At 52.5% G+C, this 240-nt stretch carries 1 protein-coding gene; it reads right to left on the reverse strand.

Annotated features, from left to right (window positions below):
* Nucleotides 1–240, reverse strand: a 240-nt coding sequence (gene pilM, locus NLF92_RS13700) for a pilus assembly protein PilM (RefSeq protein WP_254102820.1), incomplete at both ends; no start/stop codon positions are given.

Consider the following 240-nt stretch of genomic DNA (forward strand, 5'->3'; position numbering starts at 1 on the left):
CATACACACATTTGCAACAGTGATGCGCCGATATTGATACAGCAAACGCGTTCATCTTCCCCTTTGCTCGGGTAGAAGTGGTCAATGGCGTTGCCCAGTGCATACCCTTCTACATCGACCACGAGCGGTTCAAACCCCTGCTCGCGGACCAAGGTAGAGCGCAGCATGACCACGTCTTTATGGGCAGCGGTTAGCAGCACATTTACTTTGCCAGCATGGGTTTCGCTCATGCCAAGTTCT

It is taken from the genome of Opacimonas viscosa (assembly GCF_024199005.1).
GTDB lineage: Bacteria > Pseudomonadota > Gammaproteobacteria > Enterobacterales > Alteromonadaceae > Opacimonas > Opacimonas viscosa.